Source organism: Arthrobacter sp. B0316-1-20 (assembly GCF_059091865.1).
Genome location: NZ_JBNHHC010000119.1, coordinates 1 through 5,841 on the forward strand (window position 1 = coordinate 1; position 5,841 = coordinate 5,841).

Sequence of the window (5,841 nt, forward strand, 5' to 3'; positions counted from 1 at the left end):
CAGGCTCCTATCGCTTGTTCTTGCCAGTACGACGGCGACGCACAATCAGGCGGTCGCTTTCCTTGTTCGGGCGGCGGGTGCGGCCCTCGGGCTTGCCGTTCGGGTTGACCGGGTGACGGCCACCGGAGGTCTTACCCTCGCCACCACCGTGCGGGTGGTCGATCGGGTTCATGGCCACACCGCGGACGGTCGGGCGGACGCCCTTCCAACGCATACGGCCGGCCTTGCCCCAGCTGATGTTGGACTGCTCGGCGTTGCCAACCTCGCCGACGGTTGCGCGGCAGCGCACGTCAACGTTGCGGATTTCGCCGGAGGGCAGACGGAGCTGGCCGTACTTGCCTTCCTTGGCTACCAGCTGCACGGAGGCGCCGGCAGAGCGGGCCATCTTGGCACCGCCGCCCGGACGCAGCTCCACAGCGTGGATCACAGTACCGACGGGGATGTTGCGCAGCGGCAGGTTGTTGCCCGGCTTGATGTCGGCGCTGGCGCCGGCCTCAACGGTGTCTCCCTGCTTCAGCTTGGCCGGAGCCAGGATGTAGCGCTTGGTGCCATCAACGTAGTGCAGCAGAGCGATCCGCGCGGTGCGGTTCGGGTCATACTCGATGTGAGCGACCTTGGCGGGCACGCCGTCCTTGTCGTGGCGACGGAAGTCGATCAGACGGTACTGACGCTTGTGTCCGCCGCCCTTGTGGCGGGTAGTGATCTTGCCGGAGTTGTTACGGCCGCCGGACTTGGTCAGCGGACGCAGCAACGACTTTTCCGGTGTCGACCGCGTGATTTCGGCAAAGTCGGCTACGCTCGAGCCGCGACGGCCCGGGGTAGTCGGCTTGTATTTACGGATTCCCATAGTTCAATTCCTCGTTAAAGTGGTCTCCGCTTAAGAAAGCGGACCGCCGAAGATGTCGATTGTGCCTTCCTTCAGGGTGACAATGGCGCGCTTGGTGTCCTTGCGCTGTCCCCATCCGAACTTGGTCCGCTTGCGCTTACCGGCACGGTTGATGGTGTTGATCGAGTCGACCTTGACGGAGAAAATCTTCTCCACGGCCAGCTTGATCTCGGTCTTGTTCGAGCGCGGGTCGACCAGGAAGGTGTACTTACCTTCGTCGATCAGGCCGTAGCTCTTTTCCGAAACGACGGGAGCAAGGATCACGTCGCGGGGATCTTTAGTGGTGGTCGCGCTCACTTGGCGTCCTCCTTGGCAGTTGCTTTAGCTGCGACGAACGCGTCGTAGGCGGCCTTGGTGAAGACCACGTCATCGGAAACCAGCACGTCGTAGGTGTTCAGCTGATCCACGTAAATGGTGTGAACATCCTCGATGTTGCGCAGGCTCAAGGCCGCAACATCGTTGGCGCGCTCGATGACTACGAGCAGGTTCTTGCGTTCGGTGATGGCGCGCAGGGCCTCGGTGGCGGCCTTGGTGGACGGCTTCTCGCCGGCAACCAGGGTCTCCAGAACGTGGATGCGGCCGTTGCGTGCCCGGTCGGACAGGGCGCCGCGCAGGGCAGCTGCCTTCATCTTCTTGGGGGTGCGCTGGCTGTAGTCGCGCGGGGTCGGGCCGTGCACCACGCCGCCGCCGGTCATGTGCGGAGCGCGGATCGAACCCTGGCGGGCGCGGCCGGTGCCCTTCTGCTTGAACGGCTTGCGGCCGGCGCCCGAAACCTCGGCGCGGGTCTTGGTCTTGTGGGTTCCCTGACGGGCAGCAGCGAGCTGCGCGACGACGACCTGGTGCAGCAGCGGCACGTTGGTCTGGACGTCGAAGATCTCTGCAGGCAGGTCAACCTTGAGCGTGTTAGCCATTGAACTAGGCTCCCTTCACAGCGGAACGGACGAGAACGACCGAGCCGCGGGCACCGGGAACGGCACCCTTGATCAAGAGCAACGAGTTCTCGGTATCCACGGCGTGAACGGTCAGGTTCAGCGTGGTCTGTTGGACGGCGCCCATGCGGCCGGCCATGCGCTGGCCGCGGAAAACGCGGCCCGGAGTGGACGCGCCACCGATGGAACCGGGCTTGCGGTGGTTCTTGTGCGCGCCGTGCGAGGCGCTCACGCCGGCGAAGCCGTGACGCTTCATGACACCGGCGAAGCCCTTGCCCTTGGTGGTTCCGACGACGTCGACCTTCTGGCCGGCTTCGAACAGCTCCACGGAGAGTTCCTGGCCCAGCTCGTAAGAGTCGGCATCGGAGGTGCGCAGCTCGACCACGTGGCGGCGCGGGGTAACCCCGGCCTTCTCGAAGTGGCCGGCCAGCGGCTTGGTCACCTTGCGCGGGTCGATCTGGCCGAAGCCGATCTGAACGGCGGTGTAGCCGTCGACGTCCGCAGAGCGCAGCTGGGTGATGACGTTGGAGTCAGCCTTGACGACGGTGACCGGGATGAGCCGGTTGTTCTCGTCCCAGACCTGGGTCATGCCGAGCTTGGTGCCCAGCAGGCCTTTGACTTGGCGTGTAGTGGTAGACATATGAATCCGCACTCCCCTACAGCTTGATTTCGATGTTCACGTCCGCCGGCAGGTCGAGCCGCATCAGCGAATCGACGGCCTTGGGCGTGGGATCGATAATGTCGATCAGCCGCTTGTGGGTGCGCATTTCAAAGTGCTCCCGGCTGTCCTTGTACTTGTGCGGCGACCGGATAACGCAGTAAACGTTCTTCTCGGTGGGCAGCGGCACGGGGCCCACTACCGTTGCGCCTGCACGCGTGACCGTCTCGACGATCTTCCGTGCTGAAACATCAATGACCTCATGGTCATATGACTTCAGACGGATGCGGATTTTCTGTCCCGCCATGGCGTCTCCGCTCTCTTTCTCAGTGCTGCTCTGTGGACTTTCTCCTGATGCGCCCCGACGGCTGGATCGCTCCTTGCCTGGCGCTCCTCCAACAGACTGAATCCGGATGAATCCGGGTTCCTCACCCTGCTGAGGCTCCGACCCCCGCGGTCGGGCGTGTCGCGAACATTCTGCGCACTCCGCCCGCTCAAAATGGAGGGTGGGTTATATTTGGGCTTCTTTGAAATCCGTGGAGCCTGACCCTGCCCCGGGCATTATCCCGGGCGGGACCCAGCTTCGCACGAAGACATGCAAAAGCGCTTGAACAACTCATCTAGTGTGGCAGACTTCGGCCCTGATTGCGAATCGGCCCCCGGGCCGGTGCCCGCTCCCCCGCCGCCATGCTATGGCGCGGACCAGCCGGCAGTGCGATGCTGGTGCCAGCCCGCTCCTGCGGGCGCCGCACACGGGAGACCAGGTTTCAGGAGGACAGCAGCGAATGGCAATGGACAGCGGGCGCCTGGCGGCAATGATCCCGTCCGACTTTACCCTGGGAGTGGCGACGGCGGCATTCCAGATCGAGGGCGCCGTGGCCGAGGACGGCCGAGGACCCTCCGGCTGGGACGCGTTTTCGCACGAGCCCGGGCGGATTGCCGGCGGCGCGACGGCGGACGCGGCCTGCGACCACTACCACCGGATGCCGGAAGACGTCGCGCTGATGGCCGAGCTCGGCGTTGACTCGTACCGGTTCTCGCTGTCCTGGCCACGGATCCAGCCCGGCGGACAGGGGCCGGTCAACCAGCGCGGCATCGACTTCTACGACCGCCTGCTGGATGAACTGCTGGCCCGGGGCATCTCCCCGATGTGCACGCTCTACCACTGGGACACCCCGCTGCCGCTGGAGCACGGCGGCGGCTGGCTCAACCGGGATACCGCGTACCGGCTCGCCGACTTCGCGGCGATCGCCGCGGACAAGTTCGGCGACCGGGTGGACCGCTGGGTCACGATCAACGAGCCGACCACCGTCACCCTCAACGGCTACGGCCTCGGCGTCCATGCTCCCGGCCAGGCCGGGCTTTTCGACGCCCTGCCGGCCGCGCACCACCTCATCCTCGCGCACGGACTCAGCCTCTCGGCCCTGCGGGCCGGCGGGATCACGGGCGATGCGGGCATCACGAACGTCTACTCCCCCGTGGTGGGCGCCAAGGACGGGCTGGCCCACGATGTGCTGGTGGAACTGTACGACGTGCTCCACAACGGCATGTTTTCGGACCCGGTGCTGCTGGGCCGCTACCCAACGTTCAACCCGGTGCTCAAGCCCGCACTCCAGTACCTGCGCGAGATTCCGGACGAGGACCTGGCGGTGATGAGCCAGCCGCTGGACTTCTACGGGCTGAACTACTACTTCCCCACCAGGATCGGCATCGGCCCGGGGCCGCTGACCGGGCCGGAGGCGATCCCCGACGGCCTGCCCGAGCTGCTCTGGGAGCAGGGCGGCGAGCTGCCGTTCCACCTGGCCGCGTGGCCGGGGTATGACCGGACAGAATTCGGCTGGCCCGTGGCACCCGACTACCTGCAGGTCGCCCTGGCCCAGATGGCCGGGCGTTACCCCAATCTGCCGCCGGTCTACATCACCGAGGGGGGCGCCAGCTTCAAGGATGTGGTGGTCCGCGACGCGCTGACCAAGAAGCCGTCGGTCGCCGACGTGCGGCGGATCGACTACCTGGCCTCGCATTTGGAGGCCGCGCTCACCGCGACGGCGCCGGACGGGCCCGCAGCCGGCATCGACCTGCGCGGCTACTACGTGTGGACGCTGATGGACAACTTCGAATGGGCGGCCGGATACAGCCAGCGCTTCGGCCTGGTGTACGTGGACTTCGCCACCCAGCAGCGGATCCGCAAGGCGTCCTTCCACTGGCTGAAGGATGTGGCCGCGCGCCGCACTCGTGCCGGTGCCGGCGAGGCGGCCGGGCAGACCGAGCCGGCGGTGGCAGCACCGGGTCAGGCCTGACGGCCCGCCGGCGCGTTCGCCGGTCCCCGGCGCTTCGCTACCGCCCGCCGTCGGCGCGCCGGATGCGGCGGGCACGGTCCAGTTCGTGGCGGAAGTACCGCCTGCCCCAGGACACCGCCCCGACCACCGCGGCAACCAGGCCCAGGACGATCCACACGATCAGCCATTCCATGGTCTGATCCTACTGGTCGGCGGTCAAAATTCGTGCCCGTCCGCCAGTTCCCGGGGCCCCGGCCGAGACTATTCTGGGAGTGTCCACCGCAGATGCTCCCAGGAAGCCGGACAACCATGCTCAGCACCAAAACCATGACGACGGTCCTGCCCGTGAAGGACATGGACCGGGCGCGCGCGTTCTACCAGGATTCCCTAGGCCTGCAGCCGGCCGGCCCGCTCGGAGAGGATTCGTTCCTTTTCTCCAGCGACGGTTCCACCGCGGTAGAACTCATCGTCCGACCGGACGCAGACACGTCGGACCACACCTCGATCAGCTTCGAGGTGGCCGATTTGGAAACCGAGATGTCCGAACTGGCCGGCCGCGGCGTCGACTTCGCGGACTACGACCTGCCGGGCCTCAAGACCGAGAACCACATCGCGGTGACCGGCCACCAGCGCTGCGCCTGGTTCCCGGACACGGAGGGCAACATTCTCTGCCTGCACCAGAACATCTAAAACGGAAGGACCATGACCGAAGGCGCGCCCGGAGCGTGCGCGCAGCATCACACCCGGCGCATCATTAAAAGAAAGAACCCCCGCCGTCCTGAGACGGCGGGGGTTCTCCTGCCTCCGACCGGAAACCTCCGGTCAGCAGATCACAGAGTTACTTGGTGATCTTGGTGACGCGGCCCGAACCAACGGTGCGGCCGCCTTCACGGATAGCGAAGCCGAGGCCCTCTTCCATGGCGATCGGCTGGATGAGCTCAACGGTCATCTCAGTGTTGTCGCCCGGCATGACCATTTCGGTGCCCTCGGGGAGGGTGATAACGCCGGTCACGTCGGTGGTGCGGAAGTAGAACTGCGGACGGTAGTTCGAGTAGAACGGGTTGTGGCGGCCGCCTTCATCCTTGGACAGGA

9 protein-coding genes are annotated in these 5,841 nt (G+C 65.8%); 2 read left to right on the plus strand and 7 right to left on the minus strand.

All coding sequences use genetic code 11. The annotated features are described in order from the left end of the window. Positions 1 to 7: 7 nt before the first annotated feature. Genes rplB through rpsJ form a run of 5 tightly spaced genes read right to left on the minus strand, consistent with a single transcriptional unit; the run spans position 8 to position 2,780 of the window. On the minus strand, positions 8 to 847 hold the full coding sequence (gene rplB, locus AC5RW2_RS39945; protein WP_493941554.1) for a 50S ribosomal protein L2: 840 nt from the start codon (positions 845 to 847) through the stop codon (positions 8 to 10). Positions 848 to 877: 30 nt separating this feature from the next. Then, a complete protein-coding gene (rplW, locus tag AC5RW2_RS39950; RefSeq protein ID WP_493941555.1) occupies positions 878 to 1,183 on the minus strand; it encodes a 50S ribosomal protein L23 in 306 nt (101 codons plus the stop codon). Further along, positions 1,180 to 1,797, minus strand: coding sequence for a 50S ribosomal protein L4 (gene rplD / locus AC5RW2_RS39955; protein WP_493941556.1), 618 nt, complete (start codon positions 1,795 to 1,797; stop codon positions 1,180 to 1,182). The genes rplW and rplD overlap by 4 nt, the downstream gene beginning before the upstream one ends. A gap of 4 nt (positions 1,798 to 1,801) precedes the next feature. After that, positions 1,802 to 2,455 carry a 50S ribosomal protein L3 gene (gene rplC, locus AC5RW2_RS39960; protein ID WP_493949469.1) on the minus strand — a complete coding sequence of 218 codons (654 nt, stop codon included), beginning with the start codon at positions 2,453 to 2,455 and terminating at the stop codon, positions 1,802 to 1,804. A gap of 16 nt (positions 2,456 to 2,471) precedes the next feature. Then, positions 2,472 to 2,780 carry a 30S ribosomal protein S10 gene (gene rpsJ / locus AC5RW2_RS39965; protein WP_003803825.1) on the minus strand — a complete coding sequence of 103 codons (309 nt, stop codon included), beginning with the start codon at positions 2,778 to 2,780 and terminating at the stop codon, positions 2,472 to 2,474. Positions 2,781 to 3,258: 478 nt separating this feature from the next. Between rpsJ and AC5RW2_RS39970 the strand changes: the two genes are divergently transcribed. Next, positions 3,259 to 4,770: a glycoside hydrolase family 1 protein gene (locus tag AC5RW2_RS39970; RefSeq protein WP_494075228.1), complete on the plus strand. Its 1,512-nt coding sequence runs from the start codon at positions 3,259 to 3,261 to the stop codon at positions 4,768 to 4,770. Positions 4,771 to 4,807: 37 nt separating this feature from the next. Here the strand turns inward: AC5RW2_RS39970 and AC5RW2_RS39975 are convergent, their stop codons facing one another. Continuing rightward, positions 4,808 to 4,942, minus strand: coding sequence for a hypothetical protein (locus tag AC5RW2_RS39975; RefSeq protein ID WP_494000480.1), 135 nt, complete (start codon positions 4,940 to 4,942; stop codon positions 4,808 to 4,810). 116 nt (positions 4,943 to 5,058) lie between these two features. Here AC5RW2_RS39975 and AC5RW2_RS39980 point away from each other — a divergent pair, with 116 nt between their 5' ends. Further along, positions 5,059 to 5,439 (plus strand): VOC family protein, encoded by a 381-nt coding sequence (locus tag AC5RW2_RS39980; protein ID WP_494000481.1) that lies wholly within the window; start codon positions 5,059 to 5,061, stop codon positions 5,437 to 5,439. Between the two features lie 148 nt (positions 5,440 to 5,587). Here AC5RW2_RS39980 and AC5RW2_RS39985 read toward each other — a convergent pair. Next, positions 5,588 to 5,841 (minus strand): EF-Tu C-terminal domain-related protein (locus AC5RW2_RS39985; protein ID WP_494075229.1); only part of this gene is annotated, 254 nt, incomplete at its 5' end.